This window comes from Streptomyces sp. NPDC030862, from assembly GCF_055571835.1.
Window position 1 is genome coordinate 726,740 of the sequence record NZ_JBVIEN010000001.1, and the last position, 19,520, is coordinate 746,259.

Consider the following 19,520-nt stretch of genomic DNA (forward strand, 5'->3'; position numbering starts at 1 on the left):
GAGGAGCCAGGATGCGCGTCGCGCTGTTCGTGACCTGCGTCAATGACGCGGTGTACCCCGCCACCGGCATCGCCGTGGTGAGGCTGCTGCGGCGCCTGGGGGTCGAGGTGGACTTCCCGGCGGAGCAGACGTGCTGCGGCCAGCCGCAGTACAACACCGGCTACCGAAGCGAGACGCTGCCGCTGGTGCGCCGGACGGTGCGGGCGTTCGAGGGGTACGAGTACGTCGTGACGCCGTCGGGTTCGTGCGCGGCGATGGTGCGGGACACCTACCCGAAACTGGGCGCGCCGGAGCTGGGGCCCCGGACGTACGAACTGACCGAGTTCCTGGTCGACGTGCTGGGTGTGACGGACGTGGGGGCGTACTTCCCGCACACCGTCACGTACCACCCCTCCTGTCACGGCCTGCGGATGCTCGGGCTCGGGGACCGGCCGCGCCGGCTGCTGGAGGGGGTGAAGGGCCTTGAGCTGGTGGAGCTGCCGGGCGCGGAGGAGTGCTGCGGGTTCGGCGGGACGTTCGCGGTGAAGAACGCCGCGGTGTCGTTGGCGATGGGCCGCGACAAGGTGCGCCACGCGACCGGGACGGGCGCGGCGGTGCTGTGCGGCGCGGACAACTCGTGTCTGATGCACATCGGCGGGATCCTGCGGCGGGAGGGTGAGCGGATGCGGGCGGTGCACATCGCCGAGATCCTGGCGAGCACGGAAGAGGAGCCGCTGCGGTGAGCGGGACGACGACGTTCGTCGGGATGCCGGCGTTTCCCCAGGCGGCGGCCACGGCCGTACGTGACGAGCGGCTGCGGGCGAACCTGCGGCACGCGACGCACACGATCCGCGACAAGCGGGCCCGGGCGGTCGCGGAGTTGGCGGACTGGGAGCAGCTGCGGGAGGCGGGCAAGCGGATCAAGGACCGTACGCTGCGTCATCTGGACACGTATCTGCTCCGGTTGGAGGAGGCGGTCACGGCGGCGGGCGGCACGGTCCACTGGGCGGCGGACGCCGACGAGGCGAACCGGATCGTCACCGAGCTGGTGAAGGCCACCGGCGAGCGCGAGGTCGTGAAGGTCAAGTCCATGGCCACACAGGAGATCGGCCTCAACGAAGCCCTGGAGGCGGAGGGCATCGCGGCGTACGAGACGGATCTCGCCGAGCTGATCGTGCAGTTGGGCGACGACCGGCCCTCGCACATCCTGGTCCCCGCGATCCACCGCAACCGCGGCGAGATCCGCGACATCTTCCGTGAGCGGATGGGCGCCTGGGGGCGGCCCGCGCCCGACGGCCTGACCGACACGCCCGCCGAACTGGCCGAGGCCGCCCGCCTTCACCTGCGGGAGAAGTTCCTGCGCGCCACAGTGGGTATCTCCGGCGCGAACTTCATGGTCGCCGAGACGGGCACCCTGGTGGTGGTCGAGTCCGAGGGCAACGGGCGGATGTGCCTGACCTTGCCCGAGACCCTGATCTCGGTCGTCGGGATCGAGAAGGTGGTGCCGACCTGGCGGGACCTGGAGGTGTTCCTGCAGACGCTGCCGCGTTCGTCGACGGCCGAGCGCATGAACCCGTACACCAGTATGTGGACCGGCACGAGCGACGGGGACGGGCCCCGGACGTTCCACCTCGTCCTGCTCGACAACGGCCGCACCGCCGCGCTCGCCGACGAGGTCGGACGGCAGGCGCTGCGCTGCATCCGCTGTTCGGCCTGTCTGAACGTCTGCCCCGTGTACGAGCGGGCCGGCGGCCACGCGTACGGCTCCGTCTACCCCGGCCCGATCGGTGCCATCCTCACGCCCCAACTCCGGGGCACGGCCAGCGGGATCGACGCCTCGCTGCCGTACGCGTCGTCGCTGTGCGGGGCGTGTTACGAGGTGTGTCCGGTGGCCATCGACATCCCCGAGGTGCTGGTGCACCTGCGCGGGCGCGTCGCCGAGCAGGGCGGCAGGGGGCACCGGCTGGAGAAGGCCGCCGTCCGGGCGGCGACCTGGCTGCTCGACCACCCCACCGCCCTCGCCGCCGGTGAGCGCCTCGCCTCCGCTACCCGGCGCGCGCATCCGTCGCGGCTGCCGGGCGCGGGGCCGTGGACGGAGGGCCGGGAACTGCCGGAGATGCCCGAGCAGTCGTTCCGCGAGTGGTGGAGGAGGAACCAGGCATGAGCGCCGACCCCCGTAAGGGCGACGAGCCCCGCACGAGCGCCGGACCATGGCACGGCGACAAGCCCCGCACGAGCGCCGGACCCCGGCACGGCGACGAGCCCCGCACCAGCGCCGGACCCCGCGACGGCACCGGACCCCGCGACGGCACCGATCCCGCGCCCGTGCCCCCGCCCACGCCCCGCAGCGGCTCCCGCGAGCGGATCCTCGCCCGTATCCGCGCGGCCGTCGCCGACGCACCCGAAGCGCCGGAGCCGGCCCGCGACTACCTCACCGCGCACGCCCCGTCCGACGACCCGGCCGCGCTCCTGGACCTCCTCCACCACAACCTCACCGACTACCGCGCCCATGTGCACCGTACGGCCGAGGAGCGGCTCCCGGAGGTCATCGCCGGCCTGCTCGCCGAACACGGCGTGCGGTCGCTCGCCGTGCCGCCCGGGCTGCCGGCCGCCTGGCTCGCCGGAACCGGCGTCGAGCGGCTCCATGACACCCGCACCGAACCGCTGACACCCCGGCAGCTCGACGCGATCGACGCCGTCGTCACCGGTTGCGCCCTGGCGATCGCCGAGACCGGCACCCTCGTCCTGGACGGCGCCGAAGGCCAGGGCCGCCGGGCCCTGACGCTGGTGCCGGATCTCCACGTGTGCGTCGTGCGCGCGCCGGGCCAGGTCGTCGCGTCGCTCCCGGAGGCGCTGCCGCGCCTGGTGCCGGGGCGTCCACTGACCTGGGTGTCCGGGCCGTCCGCGACGAGCGACATCGAGCTCGACCGGGTCGAGGGAGTCCACGGCCCGCGCACCCTCCACGTCGTCCTGGTGGTCGGCGACCGGTAGAGAGGGGCGCGCGCAGGCGCGCGTGGGGGCGTACGCGCAGGCCGCGCGCTGCGGCGCGACACGCGCACGCGCACCTCAATCCAGGCCCACTATGCGTCACGCATATTCACTACGCGTGATGACGCCTGGTGGAGTCGGGTCGGTGCCCGCCATGAGGAGCCAGGCGGATCACCATACGAAAGGGAAGCCCTCCATGGCCGTCGAGACACGTCCCGCTCCCGAGCCGCCGCAGATCCTCACCCAGGAGAGCGTCCAGCTCAGCCTCAGCACGCGGGCCGCGCGGAATCTCGCCACGACCACCAAGTCCGAACCGCAGATGCAGGAGATCAGCTCGCGCTGGCTGCTGCGCAAACTGCCGTGGGTGCACGTCCCCGGTGGCGCCTACCGGGTCAACCGCCGCCTGTCGTACTCCGTCGGGGACGGCCGCGTCACCTTCGTCCAGACCGGCTCCAAGGTGCAGGTCGTCCCGGCCGAGCTGTGTGAACTGCCGCTGCTGCGCGGGTTCAACGACCCGACCGCCCTCGCGGCGCTGGCGGACAAGTTCGTCCAGAAGACGTACGAGCCGGGTCAGGTCCTCGTCGAGGCGGGCCGCAAGCTGGACACGGTCTTCCTGATCGCGCACGGCAAGGTGGAGAAGGTCGGCAAGGGCAAGTACGACGACTCCGAGACGCGTCTCGGCATGCTCGCCGACGGCGACTCCTTCGGCGGCCGGGTGCTGGCGGGCGCCGCGGACGCCAAGTGGGAGTTCTCGGTCCGCGCCCTCACCACGACCACCGTGCTGACGCTCCCCCAGTCGGCGTACAAGACGGTGGCGTCGCAGTACGAGACGCTGCGCGACCACGTCCAGGGGCTCACCTCCAACGGGCACCGGCCGACGAACAAGTACGGCGAGGTGGAGATCAGCTTCCTCTCGGGCCACGAGGGCGAGCCGCCGCTGCCGACCACCTTCGTGGACTACGAACTCGAGCCGCGCGAGTACGAGCTGAGCGTCGCGCAGACGATCCTGAAGGTGCACAGCCGGGTCGCCGACCTCTACAACAAGCCGATGAACCAGACCGAGCAGCAGCTCAAGCTGACGATCCAGGCGCTGCGCGAGCGCCAGGAGCACGAGCTGGTCAACAACCCGGACTTCGGGCTGCTGCACAACACGGACTACAACCAGCGCATCCAGAGCCCCGCCGGTCCGCCGACCCCGGACGACCTCGACGACCTGATCAGCATGCGGCGCGGCACGCAGTACATCTTCGCCCACCCGCGCGCGATCGCCGCGTTCGGCAAGGAGTGCACCAAGCGGGGCGTGAACCCCGGCAGCGTGGACATCGGCGGCCACCACATCCCCGCGTGGCGCGGCATCCCGATCCTGCCCTGCGGCAAGATCCCGATCACCGAGCACCAGACGTCCTCGATGATCGCGATGCGTACGGGCGAGGACAACGAGGGTGTCATCGGCCTCTACCAGACGGGGCTGCCGGACGAGTACGAGCCGGGCCTCAACGTCCGGTTCATGGGGATCGACGAGAAGGCGATCATCTCGTACCTGGTCAGCACCTACTACTCGGCCGCGATCCTCGTCCCCGACGCCATCGGCATCCTCGAGAACATCGAGGTCCGTCCGCGTGCGTAGCCGCCTGCGCAGCCGCGTGCGAACGAACCGGAAGGTGAAGGAGGGCCGGGCCGATGTCACTGCTGTCCCGGATGTCCGCGCCTGCGGCCGTCCATGAGCTCGCGGGCCTGGTGAGCGCCGTGCTGAACGGGCCCTCGGGGCCCGCGAAGCTGTCGGCGCCCCCGGCGCCCCGGCTGCCCACCGGTCCGACGGGGCTGGGCTCCGCCGCCGCCCGGCTGTGGTCCCTGGGGCCGGCGGGCGGTGCGGCGAAGGGCTCCCCGGCCCCTGCCGGGCGCACCGCACCCGGCGGGGCCACCGCGCCCTCCGGAACCACCACGCCCACCGCGCACGACGGAACCGCCACGCCCGGCGGGCAGACCGCCTCCGCCCCCTCCACCGGGTCGCATCCCACGCTGTACTGCCCGCCCGCCCTCCGCGACGACCCCGCCCTCGGCGAGGCGGTCAACGAACGGCTGGTCTCCTGGGCCGAGGAGATCGGGATCTACCCCGGTCAGCTCGACAAGGTCCGCTCGGCGAACTTCGGACGGCTGATGATGCTGGCGCACCCCGAGTCGGACGACCCCGACCGGCTGCTGGCGGCGGCGAAGTGCGCGCTGGCGGAGTGGGCCGTCGACGACCACTACGTGGACGGGGAGGCGGAGGAGGCCCGGCACGACCTGCTGGGCCGACGGCTCGCCATCGCCCACTCGGTGATCGACCAGGCCCAGCTCCCGCTGCGGTACGCGCCGGAGCTGGAGCAGGTGGTGCGCGCGGACCCGGTGGCGATGGCCCTCCGCTCCGCCCTCACCAACCTGCACGACCACGCCACCACGACCCAGGTGCGCCGCCTCCGCCACGAGCTGGCCATCATGTTCGTCGCGTACGGCCAGGAAGGCGTGTGGCACACGAAGGGGCAACGGCCGCCGGTCTGGGAGTACCTGATGCACCGGCACGAGAACAGCTTCATCCCGTGCATGGTGCTGGTGGACGCCATCGCGGGCTACGAGGTGCCGATGGCTGAGTTCTCCGACCCCCGGGTGCGCCGGACGTTCAACCTGGCCGGCACGGCGACGGTCCTCATGAACGACCTGTACTCGATGGGCAAGGAAGACCCCACGGACTTCAGCCTGCCGATGCTGATCGCGGCCGAGGAGCAGTGCTCCATGGAGGTGGCGGTGGAGCGCAGCGTCGAGGTCCACGACGAGCTGATGCACACCTTCGAGGCCGAGGCGGCCGCCCTCTCCGTCACCGGCTCCCCCGAACTGCGCCGCTTTCTGGCCGGTACGTGGGCCTGGGTGGGCGGCAACCGCGAATGGCACGCGGGCAGCGCCCGCTACAACGTCGCCGAAGCGGCCTGACGTCGCATCCGACTCACCCCTCCCTTCCCCTCTTCCCTTCCTCCCCCTCCCCCCACATCGCAAGGAGCCATCCGGCATGACCACGACCACCTCCCCCGCAGAGGTGCTGCGCACGGAGTACCAGAAGTCCGTCGCCGCGTACTGGAACACCAACCAGCAGGACCCGGTCAACCTGCGCCTCGGTGAGGTCGACGGCCTCTACCACCACCACTACGGGCTCGGCGAGTACGACCCCTCCGTGCTGGAGGGGCCGGAGGACACGCGCCAGGACCGCATCACCCGCGAACTCCACCGGCTGGAGACCGCCCAGGCCGACGTCCTGCTGGACCACCTGGGCCCGGTCACGGCCGACGACATGCTGCTCGACTGCGGCTCGGGGCGCGGCGGCACCAGCCTCATGGCCAACCAGCGCTTCGGCTGCAAGGTCGACGGTGTGTCGATCTCCGAGTACCAGGTCGGCTTCGCCAACACGCAGGCCGAGGAGCGCGGCGTCTCGGACCGGGTGCGGTTCCACTTCCGGAACATGCTCGACACCCGCTTCGAGACGGCCTCGCGCCGGGGCGCGTGGACCAACGAAACCACCATGTACGTCGACCTGTTCGAGCTGTACGCCGAGGTGTCGCGGGTCCTGGAGTTCGGCGGCCGCTACGTCTGCATCACCGGCTGCTACAACGACGTGACCGGCGGCCGCTCCAAGGCCGTCAGCCGCATCGACGAGCACTACACCTGCAACATCCACCCGCGCAGCGCCTACTTCAAGGCCCTGGCGGCCAACAACCTGGTGCCGATCAACGTCGTCGACCTGACGCCGCAGACCATCCCGTACTGGGAGCTGCGCGCCAAGTCGTCGCTGGCCACCGGCATCGAGGAGCCGTTCCTCACCGCGTACAAGGAAGGCAGCTTCCACTACCTCCTCATCGCCGCCGACCGGGTCTGACCGGTCCGCACCAGCCCCCTGTGGAGCCCGGGCCGTCGCCCGGGCCGCGGGGGGCTTCTTCGCGTCCGTTATGGCGCGATGCCAGCGAATCTGCACACCGAATGTACAGGCGTCACACCTTCTCCCATCGCCAGTCAGCTGACACATCGTCAGGTCGACGCGTTGATGCCGGAATGTCCAATTCCGCATCACTCGGCCCGTGCGCACCGACCACCGGGAACGGAGGGGCCTGTGAAGAACCCGGCACCAATTCATGAACACCCCTGCACACGGTGGTAATTCGTCAGCGGGATATCGCTCGGAACGCCGTCCGGCCGATTGGCTGAGCGACGCGCCCCCGTGCTTTGATCCATCGCACTGCGGGCCTCCGCACAAAGTGCCGATCTCCCGCAGTGCTTTCGAGTTATCCGTGTGAAGGGAACCTCCGCATGAACCCCCAGATCCAGACCCAGGAAATCTCCGACGCCGACCTCGACAACGTGTCGGGTGGCCTGCACTCCGCCGTGGCCGGCAGCGCCGTGGCCAACGTGACCGCGACGGTCGACTCCATCGCCCCGGTCTCCGGTGTCGCCACCTCCGCCGTCGGCGCCGTCGAGTCGTTCGCCGGCCTCAACTCCTCGGCTCTCACCGGCTTCGTCGCCGGCCTCTGAGACGGCCTGAGTGAGCCCCGGAACAGGAGAGTTCCGGGGCTCACCCCGCTTTTCCTTGTTTCACTCCCTAAACGGACATGTGCAGTCGAGGGAAGAGTTACGTGCAGTTCCGCCAAAAGGCCCTTTCCAAGCTGCAATCACCGGAGGAAATAGACCTGCCGGTGCGTTTCGCGCGCCCGCAGGGACTGCTCGTCCTCACCGTCACCGTGCTCGCCATGATCGCCGCCTCCGTCTGGGCCGTGACCGGCTCCGTCTCCTCCACCCTCTCCGCGCCCGGGATCCTCACGCACGCGCAGGGCAGCTACATCCTGCAGAGCCCCGTCTCCGGCCAGGTCGTGGACGTACGCGCCAAGGAGGGCGAGTACGTCGCCGCCGACGCCCCGCTGGTCGAGGTGCGCACCCCGGAGGGCACCACCCTCGTCCGCGCCCTCGCCGCCGGCCGGCTGACGGCTCTCGTCGCCACGATCGGCTCGGTGGTCACCACGGGCGCCGACGTCGCGGCGGTGGAGCGGGCCGGCGAGGAGGACGACCCGCTGATGGCCGTGTTGTACGTCCCCGCCGACCGCGGCGCCGCCGTGCCCGTGGGCGCCTCCGTGGACCTCACCGTCCAGTCCGTACCGGCGCAGCAGTACGGCGTGCTGCGCGGACGGGTGAAGGCGGTCGGACGGACGGCGCAGACCCGCCAGCGCATCACCGCCTTCCTCGGCAGCGGCCAGCTCGGTGAGGAGTTCTCCCGGCAGGGCCCGCCGGTCATGGTCCTGGTCCGGTTGGAGCCGTCCCCCTCGACGAAGACCGGGTACGCGTGGTCGACGTCGGACGGGCCCTCGTACCCCCTCGACTCCATGACCCTGGCCACCGGCTCGGTCCATCTCGCCGAGCAGCACCCGATCGATTGGCTCCTGCCGTGAGCGCCGCGACCGGCGGACGGCGCCGCGCCCAGCCGGCGCCCAAGGCGGGCAGGGGTCCGAAGGCCAAGGCCGTCCGCACGCCCACCGTCCTGCAGATGGAGGCCGTGGAGTGCGGCGCCGCCTGTCTCGCCATGGTGCTCGCGCACCACGGGCGGCACGTGCCGCTGGAGGAGCTGCGCATCGCGTGCGGCGTCTCCCGCGACGGCTCGCGGGCCAGCAACGTCCTGAAGGCGGCGCGCAGCTACGGACTGCAGGCCAAGGGCATGCAGATGGAGCCGGCCGCGCTCGCGGAGGTGCGGGCGCCGGCCATCCTCTTCTGGGAGTTCAACCACTACGTCGTCTACGACGGCATGGGGCGCCGGTTCGGCCTGTTCGGGCGCCGGGGCGTCCACATCAACGACCCCGACAAGGGCCGCCGTTTCGTGTCGACGGAGGAGTTCGACACCAGCTTCACCGGGGTGGCCCTGGTCATGGAGCCGGGTGCCTCCTTCCGGCGGGGCGGGCGCAGGCCGGGGGTGCTGCGCGCCATGCCCGCGCGGCTGCGCGGCACGACCGGCACCCTGCTGGCCGCGCTCCTGGCCAGCCTGCTGCTGGTGGCGGTCGGGGCGGCGGTGCCCGCGCTGAGCCGTACGTACATCGACATGTTCCTGATCGGCGGACAGAGCTCGGTGCTCACACCGCTGTTCGCGTCGATGGCCGCGATGGTGGCGCTCACGGCCGTGCTGACCGGGCTGCAACAGGCGAACCTGCTGCGCGGGCGGATCATCTCCTCCACCCTCAGCAGCGCCCGCTTCCTCCGGCACCTGATGCGGCTGCCGGTGACCTTCTTCGCCCAGCGCAGCCCCGCCGACCTGGTGCAACGGCTCCAGTCCAACGACGCGGTGGCCGAGACGCTCGCGCGTGACCTCGCCGCCGCCGGCGTGGACGGCATCGTGGTGATCCTGTACGCGCTGCTGCTGTGGACGTACGACCCGCAACTGACGGTCGTGGGCGTGGGGATCGCCCTCCTCAATGTGGTGGCGATGCGGATAGTGATCCGGTTGCGCGCGACCCACACCCAGAAGCTGCGCGCCGACAGCGCGCGGCTGACGAACACCTCGTACACCGGTCTCCAGTTGATCGAGACCATGAAGGCCACCGGTGGCGAGAACGGCTACTTCCGCCGCTGGGCCGGGCAGCACGCCACCACCCTGGAGGTGCAGCAGCGGCTCGGCGTGCCGAGCGCGGTCCTCGCGGTGGTCGCGCCCACCCTCGCGACGCTCAACAGCGCCCTGATCCTGTGGATCGGCGGCCTGCGCGCAGTGGAGGGCCATATCTCCATCGGCCTGCTGGTCGCGTTCCAGGCGCTGGTCACGCGCTTCACCGCGCCCCTCACCCGGCTCAACGGAGTGGCGGGCCGCATCCAGGACTTCGCGGCCGACGTGGCCCGGCTCAAGGACGTCGAGAACTTCCCCGCGGACACCCTCTACGCGCGCGTGGAGGCGGACACGAGCACCCGCCGCCTCAAGGGGCTGGTGGAGTTGGAGAACATCACCTTCGGTTACAGCCCGCTCGACAAGCCGCTCCTGACCGGTTTCTCGCTGACCGTCGGCCCCGGGCAGCAGGTGGCGCTCGTCGGCGGCTCCGGCAGTGGGAAGTCCACCGTCTCCCGGCTGATCTCCGGCCTGTACGCCCCGTGGGAGGGCACCATCCGCATCGACGGACAGCGCCTGGAGGACATCCCGCGCAGCGCGCTGGCCGCCTCCGTCTCCTTCGTCGACCAGGACGTCTTCCTCTTCGAGGGCACCGTCCGCGACAACGTCGCCCTGTGGGACCCCTCCATACCGGACGAGGCCGTCGTCGCCGCGCTGCGCGACGCCGCCCTGTACGACGACGTCATCGCGCGGCGGCCGGAGGGCATCCACAGCCGCGTCGAACAGGACGGGCGCAACTTCTCGGGCGGTCAGCGGCAGCGGCTGGAGATCGCCCGGGCGCTGGTGCGACGGCCGTCGATCCTCGTCCTCGACGAGGTGACGAGCGCCCTGGACGCGCGGACCGAAGAGGTCATCATCGACAACCTGCGGCGGCGCGGCTGCGCGTGCGTCGTCATCGCCCACCGGCTGTCCACCGTGCGCGACAGCGACGAGATCGTGGTGCTGGACCACGGCACGGTCGTCGAACGCGGCCGCCACGAGGATCTGATCGCCGCCGGTGGCGCGTACGCCGAACTGGTACGGGAGCGCTGACGTGTCCCTTCACCCCGTCCCCTCCGTCATGGGGACCGACCCGGTCACCCACGCCCTCGGCGGCCTCGGCACGCCCGTCGACTGCGCCGGGGTGCGCAGTGTGCACCTGGAGGGTCCGTACGTCCTGTGGCTGGTCGTCGGCGGCGGCCTGGACCTCTTCGCGGTCGACGCGGCGCAGCAGGGCAACTGGCACTTCCTGGGCCGACTGGAGGCCGGCAGCCTGCTCCTGGGCCCCGTCGAGGGCCCGCAGCACACGCTGGTCGGCCGCCCCACCCAGGACTGCGCGCTGCGCCGGATCGCACTGCGGGAGCTGTACGGCGGTGGCGCGTACGACCCGTACGACCCGTACGGCGCGCATGCGTACGGGCCGCAGGGTTCGTACGGTGATCCGTACAGTGAACAGAGCCCCCTGGAGCAGGCCTTCGCGCTCGGTACCGCCCGGAGTCTGGGCGTGCTGTTCGAGGCCCCGCTGGACGGCCGGCCGGCCGCCGAGGAGGGGGAGGCGGTCGCCGACGACGACATGCTGTGGATGCCGGTGCCCCCGGGAAGCGTCCAGTACGGGGCCGCGTACAGCGCGGACGCCGCGGGCGATCTGCTGGTGGACGGCGGGCTGTGGCAGCGGATGGTCAACCAGCAGTACCGGCTGCTGTCCGCCGTGGACCGCTGGATCGAGCAGCTGGAGCGGGCGCACGAGGACCGCGCCGCGGCCGGCATCCGCGCGGGTGAGGCCGTCCGCGCGCGGGCGGACCAGGCGCTGCTGGCGTCCATCGGCGGCACGGACCGTGCCGGGCGGAAGTCCGGCGCGGGGGGCGGCGCGAGCGACGACGCCACGTACGCCGTGTGCCGCCGGGTCGCACGGGCGGCGGGGATCACGCTGGCGGAGGCCGTGCGGAGCGACGGTACGGCCGACGAGCGGATGGGCCCGGTCGAGCGCATCGCGGTCGCGTCGCGGGTCCGTACGCGCGCGGTCCGGCTCGACGGGGACTGGTGGCGCACGGACTCGGGGCCGCTCGTCGGCCACTGGGCCAAGTCGGGGGCGCCTGTGGCGCTGCTGTGGCGGCGCGGCCGGTACGAGGCGGTGAACCCGGCGTCCGGCCTGCGGATCCGGCTGGGCGCGGAGAAGGCGGCCGAGCTGGAGCCGCGTGCCGTGATGTTCTACCGCCCGCTGCCCGACCGGCCGCTGTCGCCCTGGGGGCTGCTGCGGTTCAGCATGCGCGGCACCGTCGGCGACGTGCGCAACCTGGCCCTCGCCGGTCTGGTGACCGTGTGCCTGGGGGCGCTGGTGCCGATCGCGACGGGCAAGGTGCTCGGCTCGTACGTCCCGGCGGCCGAGAAGAGCCTGATCGTGCAGGTGTCGCTGGCGATCATGGTCACGAGCGTGGTGTCCGCGGCGTTCATGCTGCTGCAGAACCTCACCCTGCTGCGGATGGAGGGCCGCATCGAGAGCGTGCTGCAACCGGCCGTGTGGGACAGGCTGCTGCGGCTGCCGACGCGATTCTTCACCGAGCGCTCCACGGGCGAGCTGGCGAGCGCCGCCCTGGGGATCAGCGCGATCCGCCGGGTGATGACCGGCGTGGGGCCGGTGGCGCTCCAGGCGACCACGATCGGCGCCATGAACCTGGTGCTGCTGTTCTGCTACAGCGTGCCGCTGGCGCTGGCGGCGGTCGCCATGCTGCTGGTCATCGGGGCGGTCTTCCTGGGGCTCGGGCTGTGGCAGGTGCGGTGGCAGCGGCGGCTGGTGGAGCTGGGCAACAAGCTGAACAACCAGGCCTTCCAGACGCTGCGCGGGCTGCCGAAGCTGCGGGTGGCGGCGGCGGAGAGCTTCGCGTACGCGGCGTGGGCGCGGGAGTTCGCCCGCTCGCGCGAGTTGCAGCAGCGGGCGGGCCGGATCAAGAACATCACCACCGTCCTGGACGCGGTGTACCTGCCGCTCTGCTCGCTCATCATGTTCATGCTGCTGGCGGGCCCGGCGCGGGGCTCGATGTCGGCGGGCGCGTTCCTGACGTTCAGTACGTCCGTGACGATGCTGCTGACGTCGGTGACGCAGCTGACCGGGGCGCTGGTGTCGGCGGCGGCCGCGCTGCCCATGTTCGAACAGATCAAGCCGGTACTGGACGAGGCCCCGGAGGTACGCGGCTCCACGGCCCAGCCGGGCGTCCTGTCGGGCGCCATCGAGGCCCGCAACGTCTCCTTCCGGTACGCGGACGACGCGCCGCTCGTCCTGGACGACGTGTCGCTCGACATCCGCCCGGGCGAGTTCGTGGCCGTCGTCGGCCCGAGCGGCTGCGGCAAGTCGACCCTGCTGCGCCTGCTCATCGGCTTCGACCGGCCGGCCTCCGGCAGCGTCCTGTACGACGGCCAGGACCTGGCCGCGCTGGACCAGGCGGCGGTGCGCCGCCAGTGCGGGGTCGTGCTGCAGAACGCGCAGCCGCTCACCGGCTCGATCATGGACTGCATCTGCGGCGCGGAGACCTTCTCGCAGGACGAGGTGTGGGCGGCCGCCGAGATGGCGGGCCTCGCCGAGGACATCAAGCGCATGCCGATGGGCCTGCACACGATGATCGCGGGCGGCGGCGCCATCTCGGGCGGCCAGCGCCAGCGACTGATGATCGCCCAGGCGCTGATCCGCCGCCCGAGGATCCTCTTCTTCGACGAGGCGACCAGCGCCCTCGACAACGAGACGCAGCGCATCGTCATCGACTCCACGCGCCGCCTGAACGCCACGCGCCTGGTGATCGCCCATCGGCTCTCCACGGTCATGGACGCCGACCGGGTGATCGTCATGTCGGCCGGCCGCATCGTGGAACAGGGGCCGCCGGCCTCCCTGCTGGCGACACCCGGGGGCCATTTGCATGAATTGGTATACCGTCAGATGAGCTGACCGGACCGCCCTCGAAAGAGTGGGCTTCGGGCCGCCTCGCGCACGGAAGTGAAGGCCGAGGGGAACCCCTGTCTCCGAATCCCGCCCGGACTCACCGGGCGGAGCTCCCTGCGATCCGGAGGAACAGATGCTCAAGAAGGCTCTCGCCTGCGCGGCCCTGGTGGCCGCCGCCACGGCACTCGGCACCGTCCCCGCCGCCGCGTACGGCGACAACGACGACAACGCCTGCGACACCACCTGCCAGGCAGGCTTCTGGTCGGGCGAGTGGAGCAAGGGCAAGTTCCACACCCTGGAGCACGACAGCGGTGACTCCATCACGAGCGGCGGCTACCACGAGGGCGAGTTCCTCGGCGCCCGCTGGTAACGCGCCCCCGCTGCAGGAAGCCGCCAGGGGCGAGGGGCGACCTCGCACCTGGCGGCTCCGGCGGCGTCGTAGGCGCAGCCCCGGGGTGGGAGCCGCTGACCGAAGTACGTCATGCCCGCATAGTGCGGACGACGGCGCGCCGGGTAAGGCCGTCAGCTGTGACGTACTCGACCTGGTGACCCGCCTTCTTCCACATCAGTGCCATCCCCAGTGGCGAGGATGGCGAGATATGGTCCCCCTCGCCGGTGGCCAGTTCAGCCACCGTGTGGAGCCCTTCACTGATCTCGCCGTCCAGTTCGAGCACGAACACCGCGCCCGGGACGACGACGGCCGGTGCACCCGCCTCCGGTTCAGGGACCACGGAGTCCAAGAACGAGCGCAGATGCAGGATGCGTCGTTCGAAACGGGTACGGCGGTCCTTCTGGGTCTTGCGAAGGAAGACAAGGTTGGCGGCGTCTACATCCGCGGGCGTCTCGTCCGGTGCGGAGACCGCTTCCTGCAGCGCGCGCAGCTCCCGAAGAACCCGCTGATAGCAGCTCGCCGGAACCGACCGTACCGGGAAGGGGCCGGGGTGCCGAGTGAGCGGCTCGTGACGCTCCTCGACGTCGGCGCGCCTGTCCGTAAGGACGGGCGTGTGGGCGGTCGCCGCGTGTTCGCCCGCCGGTGTCGGCTCTTCACGGGGCGCCGCGGTCACCGGCTCGATACCCAGCCGCTCCAGCTCGGCCCTGAGCGGCGCCATGGCCTGGTCCCGGTCGAGATGGAAGCGGCTCCCCCGGATGCGTACGAATGTCCAGTCCACGCGCTCCAGATCACGCTGTCTGGCAGCAATGGTGGCGGCGTCCTCACCCTCGGCAAGGGAATCGCCGTCACATTCGACGGCGAGCCGGCGGGTGCCGCCCTCGATCACCAGGTCGATGGCGTGACGACCCACTCGGTACTGCGGGCGCACCCGGTAGCCGTCTCGGATCAGCTCCACATACACCCGCTGCTGGAAAAGGTTCTCGAAGGCCTCGTGCCGCTGGTCGGGCAGCACCTCGCCGGTCACCGTCTCCACCGCTTCCTCGACCGGTGCGGTCAGATGGTCCAGATAGGCGCGGCGCAGGTCGTTCTCGTGGAACTGGTCGGTGCGTGCGCTGTGGAACACCCAGACCTGGTCACGGGCGCGTGATGCGGCGACGTTGATGCGCTGCTCATACGTCTTGCCGCTGTAGCCACCGGGGACCCCGCCACCAGCGGTCGTCGCGGAGTTGACACAGGAGATGAACATGATGTCGCGTTCATCTCCTTGGAAGTCCTCCGCGTCCCCGACGCGCAGGCGGCGATCCTGCCGCTCCTCGTACGACAGCCGCGTCACGAGCTGGTTCTCCAGTTCCTGGAGGTGGGCCTTGCTGGCGCGCAGGCTGATCACTCCCATGGACCGGCCCGCGTACGTCGGGTCTTCGCAACACCGCGCGACGGCGTCCACCAAAGTCCGCGCCTCCGCATGGTTGAGCATCTGTGCGCCGTTGCCCTCGGTCGCTCCCTCCTCGACGTACACGGTGCGCACCGGGGGAAGCCGGTCAGCGCCGTACTGCCGCAGGGGCAGCAGCTGGTTGTCGTAGCAGAGCTCGTTGGAGAAGCCGATGATCTCGGGCATGCAGCGGAAGTGTTCCTTGAGCATCAGCGTGCCACGGCCGCCGGCCAGCGCCTCGGTGAGGTCGAAAAAGCTGGTGTCCGGGCCGAACAGATCCTTGCGGGCCGGGCTCAGACCGGTGAGCAGACGGTCTTGGAGCTGGAAGTACTCCTCCTGCTTGAGGCCCACGTTGGAGGGGCTGACCTGCTTGCTGTCACCCACCACGACGATGCGGCCCGCCAGCCACGTCAGCAGCATCGCCTCAAGTCCGGACTGGCTTGCCTCGTCGACGATGACCACGTCGAAGATGCCGGGCCGTTCCATCGGTACGGTCTCGGCGACCTGGTGCAGCGGCATGATCCAGGCGGGTACCGCGCTCTGCGCCTCGCGCAGAGCGGTCTGCGCCGCACGGCGGTAGCGGTGCTGATACTTGCCCTTGATACGGCGCACCGCCTGCTGATACGCCTTCAGCGCGGTCGTCTGATCGCCGGTGAGCAGCGCCAGAGAGCCGTGCCACGCCCGGGCCGCCGCCAGCTTGCTGAGGGTGATCCTGATCTCGTCGTCGGCCACGGCGAGCTCGGCACCAAGGGCGCGTTCGGCATCCGGGTCGGTGAGGCGTTCGATGCGTGCCCTCCACGCCGACCAGGCCCAGGCCTCCGCCAGCCGGCCAAGCCGCTCCTCCCAGTCCGGGGCCTCACGACTCTCCACGATCCGCTGGGCGAGGGCGGGGAAGGCGTCCTGGACGACGGTGAGCGCCGCTTCGTGTGCCGCCCGCAGCCGCGCCGCCTCCCGGACCCCCGCAAGCTGGTCACATGCCTCTCGATAAGCCCTCGGGTCCTGCTGGGCGACCGCCTCGCGGGCGCGGGACACGGCGGGAACGACGTTGGGGCGGTCGGTCCAGGCCCGGAGCAGTTCCCCGGCGGTCGAGATCACGTCGCGTGAGCGTTCGGCCGCTCGGAGGGTCTGCCGAACGCGCAGCAGCGATCGGACGGCGGTCTCGGTTGACGGCTCCTTCCACGGCGCGGCGGCGAGCTCGGGTGAGGTCGCCGCCGCGGTGACTACCTCCGTACGGGCGTCGGCGACGGCGAGCAGTGCGTCGAGCAGGGTGACCTCCTGGCGCAACGCGGCGACACGCTGGCCGTGTGTCTGCCAAGGGGAGGCCGCGGTCGCGTACGCGTCCTCGACCCGGGCGAGGAGTAGCTCCATCTGGACACGGGCGAGGAGCTTCGCAGCGGTCTGCGCGCCCTCCGGCGTCCGGCCGTCGACCCGTACCTGCTCGATGAAGGGGCCGACCGCCTTGGCGAGCTTGGTCCGCATCCCCAGAGGGCCGCGCAGCTTCTGCCCCTGCTCAAGCCCGTCGTACAGCGTGGTGGCGAGACCGAGGGCGGTCGCCGGCTCGTACTGTTCGAGGCCGGTGACCAGCGCGCCACCCAGCGTTTCGAGGGCTGCGTCCACAGCGGTGAGCGCGTCCTTGACGGCCGCCTGGCGGGAGCGCACCTGCCAGTCGTCACCGTCGAGGACGGAGCTGAGCGCGGAGGTGGCCCATTCTCCGGCGGCCGCGGCCTTCGCGGCGGCTCCGACCCGGTCCCGGGTGAACTCGTCCAGGGCGAGGCCCAGCCGCTCCTGCTCCACCTCGGTGAGCCTGCCGACCGGCACGTCGTACGTGGCGGCGACCGGCTCGTCGCGTACTGCGGCATGTGCTTCTTCCGCCGCCCGCACCGCCGCCACGGCCTCGTCGAAGTCGCCGGGCGTGGGGAGATCGGCCGGGCCCGGCACCTCCGCGGCCAGCGCCCGCTCGACGGGCCCGTAGGCTCGGGCGGCATGGAGCAGACGCAGCGCCTCCGCCGAGGTGAGCGCGGGCTGTTCTCGCGGAACCGGTCCGATCCACGCGTGGCGCTCGGTTTCCTCGGCCAGCCGTTCGGCGATCTGCTGGAGGCTTCCGCTGTAGTCGCCGATCTCGACCGGGAAGTGATGTGTCTCCTGGTCGCGCAGCGCGGCCAGATCCGCGAGCAGCTTTTCCTGGCTCCGGCGCGCGTTGGCTAGCCGCGCCTCCAACAGTGCGATCTCACGCTGGGACGCCTTGGGGTCGTAGCCGGCCTGGCGGCTGAGGATGGTGTGGACCGACGCCTCCAGTTCACGCTGGGCGCGCGCGCCGTCCTCCGTGCGGCTGACGCACAGGTCCCGGATGGTTTCGGGCAGCTTGTCGCGCAGGACGCGCAGGGCACGGGGCGTGTGACTCGTGATCAGTACGCGTTTGCCCTGCGCGAGCAGGTCGGTGACCAGGTTGGCGATGGTGTGTGTCTTGCCGGTCCCCGGAGGCCCCTGGACGACAACCAGCCGGTTGTCGCGGAGGCGTTCGGCGATGGTGCGCTGCTCCTCATTGGCCGGAAGCGCGAAGTACACCTCGCCCGATGCCTTGGATTCACCGCGTTCCCGGTCGGTCACGGTGAGCGCGCCGTCGCCGCCGGCGATGTACCGCAGCAGCTCGGTGGTCTCGGCGCCGCACTCGATGCGGCCCGCGATGTCCCGCAGTGCCTCCAGGGTCGAGCGGCGGGTGCGCTCGCGCAGGACGAGAGCGGGGGTGAAGCCGACGATGGGGACGTCCAGGCTGTGCGGGCGCGCGCGGTCCACGCCCGGCAGGTGCCGTCCGGCGCTGTGGGTGGCGTTGACCCAGCTGCGCAGGGCGGTCTGCAGATGATCGAGGTGTTCACCTTCAGTGCCGTCCGAGGCGAGCTCCAGCGATGCGCGGATCTGGTCGCGTACGGTCGCCTGTACGTGCTGTTCCGCGTCGAGCATGTTCTCCTCGAGCCGAAACCCTGAAGCGCCCCGGTCAGGGCCAGCGGTGAGGGTGCCTGTCCGGGGGTCCAGGTGCAGGGCGGCCCGGTGGATCAGAAGGTGCCGCTCGACTCGGTCGCCGGTGGTCGACTGCCACGTGAGCCGACCGACACCGAGGACCAATTCGTAGGACTCACCGAGGTTGGTGGCGTCCTCGTGCATTTTGTGCAGTCGGTCGTACAGCTTGACGAGCGGCTCGGTCTCCCGGCGCTGCTGGGCCCAGGCCAGCCAGTCGACCTCCCATGCCGCGTAGTGCTTTTCGATGCGTTCCCTGTCGGGGTGTTCGTCGAGGTCGTGGTACACCTTCTCCAGGGCGACGCCCCATGTGCGCGGCGTCGCGTCCGGCTCGATACGGCGGCGCAGCCGCGGGGCGTGTCGTTCTGTGAAGTCCCGCAGCCGCTCGGTGTCCACCCAGGGTGCGAGCCAGTCGGGGAGGGCCGGCGGCTCCTCCCGCTGCGGCCGCTCCACGGTCAGCCAGGCCGGCTCCGTGGCCGACACGGGCCCTTCAAGTACGGAGGCGATGTGCGGGTCGTCGGGGAGGTCGGTGAACCACACGGTGCCCTGCGCCCCGTCGAGCGTGCGGACGGGCCGGGTACGGGAGTCCTCCGCGGCGGCGAGGAACTGGAAGATCTGCCGGACTCTCACGGCATCGTGATCCGTGGTGAGGGCGGCGCCGGATTCGGCAGCGGCATGGGCGTGGTCGGCGGCGTTGTTCCGCACCCTCTCCTCGGGCGCGGGCTCGGCTGGCGGATCCTCCACGGGGCTGAACAACGAACGTTGCCCGTCCCCGAAGAGCACGTTCTGTTCGGGCAGGGCCGCGCGGGTGGCGGCGGCCGCTGGTCGCGGTTCGACGGACACGGCAGGCACAACGCCCACTATCCCGGTCTCGGTGGTGAAGGTGACGCCGTCCCGCTCGTCGTCGTGGGCGAAGAAGACCTCGATGTCGAGTTGCTCGGCGGTGCCGGGCGGAATGCTGTACGCCCACGTTACGGAGACGGTCCTCCCCGGTCTCAGGGTGCCTTGGAGGTCTCTGTCCAGGATGTCGGAGTCGTAGTTGTGGAGCCGGCGTGCCACCTTCCCGTTCGGGCCACAGCGAAGGAGGAGTTCAGTCCCGTCGAGGGCGAAGCTCCCTCCCGTACCGTTGGTGAGCGAGACGGTGCACGAGACGAGATCGTCG

The 19,520-nt window shown here is 71.1% G+C and carries 12 protein-coding genes; 11 read left to right on the forward strand and 1 reads right to left on the reverse strand.

From position 1 onward, the window contains the following. Nucleotides 1–11: 11 nt before the first annotated feature. The 11 genes from ACZ42X_RS03335 (at nt 12) to ACZ42X_RS03385 (ending at nt 13,896) form a co-directional block, all read left to right on the forward strand. Nucleotides 12–722 carry a (Fe-S)-binding protein gene (locus tag ACZ42X_RS03335; RefSeq protein WP_468283742.1) on the forward strand — a complete coding sequence of 237 codons (711 nt, stop codon included), beginning with the start codon at nt 12–14 and terminating at the stop codon, nt 720–722. Further along, complete coding sequence (locus ACZ42X_RS03340; RefSeq protein ID WP_468283744.1) at nt 719–2,143, forward strand: LutB/LldF family L-lactate oxidation iron-sulfur protein; 1,425 nt, start codon at nt 719–721, stop codon at nt 2,141–2,143. Before ACZ42X_RS03335 ends, ACZ42X_RS03340 begins: the two co-directional genes overlap by 4 nt. A gap of 161 nt (nt 2,144–2,304) precedes the next feature. Next, nucleotides 2,305–2,970 carry a LutC/YkgG family protein gene (locus ACZ42X_RS03345; RefSeq protein WP_468284122.1) on the forward strand — a complete coding sequence of 222 codons (666 nt, stop codon included), beginning with the start codon at nt 2,305–2,307 and terminating at the stop codon, nt 2,968–2,970. A 193-nt stretch (nt 2,971–3,163) separates the two neighbouring features. Further along, complete coding sequence (locus tag ACZ42X_RS03350; RefSeq protein WP_468283746.1) at nt 3,164–4,594, forward strand: family 2B encapsulin nanocompartment shell protein; 1,431 nt, start codon at nt 3,164–3,166, stop codon at nt 4,592–4,594. Between the two features lie 53 nt (nt 4,595–4,647). After that, a complete protein-coding gene (locus ACZ42X_RS03355) occupies nt 4,648–5,931 on the forward strand; it encodes a family 2 encapsulin nanocompartment cargo protein terpene cyclase (RefSeq protein WP_468283748.1) in 1,284 nt (427 codons plus the stop codon). A 76-nt stretch (nt 5,932–6,007) separates the two neighbouring features. Further along, nucleotides 6,008–6,868, forward strand: a complete 861-nt coding sequence (locus tag ACZ42X_RS03360; RefSeq protein ID WP_468283750.1) for a geranyl diphosphate 2-C-methyltransferase — start codon at nt 6,008–6,010, stop codon at nt 6,866–6,868. Between the two features lie 428 nt (nt 6,869–7,296). Next, nucleotides 7,297–7,518, forward strand: coding sequence for a type A2 lantipeptide (locus ACZ42X_RS03365; RefSeq protein WP_361415603.1), 222 nt, complete (start codon nt 7,297–7,299; stop codon nt 7,516–7,518). 101 nt (nt 7,519–7,619) lie between these two features. Continuing rightward, nucleotides 7,620–8,426 carry a hypothetical protein gene (locus ACZ42X_RS03370; protein WP_468283752.1) on the forward strand — a complete coding sequence of 269 codons (807 nt, stop codon included), beginning with the start codon at nt 7,620–7,622 and terminating at the stop codon, nt 8,424–8,426. After that, nucleotides 8,423–10,651 (forward strand): NHLP family bacteriocin export ABC transporter peptidase/permease/ATPase subunit, encoded by a 2,229-nt coding sequence (locus ACZ42X_RS03375; protein WP_468283754.1) that lies wholly within the window; start codon nt 8,423–8,425, stop codon nt 10,649–10,651. The genes ACZ42X_RS03370 and ACZ42X_RS03375 overlap by 4 nt, the downstream gene beginning before the upstream one ends. Nucleotides 10,652–10,679: 28 nt before the next feature. Then, a complete protein-coding gene (locus ACZ42X_RS03380) occupies nt 10,680–13,532 on the forward strand; it encodes an NHLP bacteriocin export ABC transporter permease/ATPase subunit (RefSeq protein WP_468284124.1) in 2,853 nt (950 codons plus the stop codon). A gap of 127 nt (nt 13,533–13,659) precedes the next feature. Further along, the gene (locus tag ACZ42X_RS03385; protein WP_468283756.1) at nt 13,660–13,896 is read left to right on the forward strand and encodes a hypothetical protein; all 237 of its coding nucleotides are present in this window, start codon (nt 13,660–13,662) and stop codon (nt 13,894–13,896) included. A gap of 109 nt (nt 13,897–14,005) precedes the next feature. Here the strand turns inward: ACZ42X_RS03385 and ACZ42X_RS03390 are convergent, their stop codons facing one another. Then, nucleotides 14,006–19,417, reverse strand: coding sequence for an AAA domain-containing protein (locus tag ACZ42X_RS03390; RefSeq protein ID WP_468283758.1), 5,412 nt, complete (start codon nt 19,415–19,417; stop codon nt 14,006–14,008). Nucleotides 19,418–19,520 lie beyond the last annotated feature (103 nt).

Excerpts from the sequence above, each read along its gene's own strand:
- ACZ42X_RS03335 (WP_468283742.1), top strand. The coding sequence starts at position 12 with ATGCGCGTCGCGCTGTTCGTGACCTGCGTCAATGACGCGGTGTACCCC.
- ACZ42X_RS03350 (WP_468283746.1), top strand. The coding sequence starts at position 3,164 with ATGGCCGTCGAGACACGTCCCGCTCCCGAGCCGCCGCAGATCCTCACC.
- ACZ42X_RS03355 (WP_468283748.1), top strand. The coding sequence starts at position 4,648 with ATGTCACTGCTGTCCCGGATGTCCGCGCCTGCGGCCGTCCATGAGCTC.
- ACZ42X_RS03360 (WP_468283750.1), top strand. The coding sequence starts at position 6,008 with ATGACCACGACCACCTCCCCCGCAGAGGTGCTGCGCACGGAGTACCAG.
- ACZ42X_RS03365 (WP_361415603.1), top strand. The coding sequence starts at position 7,297 with ATGAACCCCCAGATCCAGACCCAGGAAATCTCCGACGCCGACCTCGAC.
- ACZ42X_RS03380 (WP_468284124.1), top strand. The coding sequence starts at position 10,680 with ATGGGGACCGACCCGGTCACCCACGCCCTCGGCGGCCTCGGCACGCCC.
- ACZ42X_RS03385 (WP_468283756.1), top strand. The coding sequence starts at position 13,660 with ATGCTCAAGAAGGCTCTCGCCTGCGCGGCCCTGGTGGCCGCCGCCACG.